1 pseudogene is annotated in these 219 nt (G+C 45.7%); it reads right to left on the bottom strand.

Annotated features, from left to right (window positions below):
* A pseudogene (locus AB4512_RS19415) lies at window positions 1-219 on the bottom strand (ABC transporter ATP-binding protein); the annotation flags it as partial.

Raw genomic sequence — 219 nt, 5'->3', positions numbered from 1 at the left:
GCGTTAATAACTCTTTGAGGCGTTCTGTGAGAGCCTGTTTAGTGGCTACCTGTTTATGGATCTTAAGTGGGCGCGTTAAATGGTGCTCAATGGTGTGAGTGGGATTAAGTGAACCAAAGGGGTCTTGAAACACCATTTGCACACGGCTGCGATAATCCAAGATATCTTTACGGCTTTTCAGCGTAGAGATGTCTCTGCCTTTGAACAGTATCTCTCCCT

This window comes from Vibrio sp. 10N.222.52.B7, from assembly GCF_041474275.1.
Lineage (GTDB): Bacteria > Pseudomonadota > Gammaproteobacteria > Enterobacterales > Vibrionaceae > Vibrio > Vibrio crassostreae_C.
The sequence above is the reverse complement of the archived record's forward strand: the minus strand, read 5'-3'. Positions and strand labels throughout refer to the sequence as shown.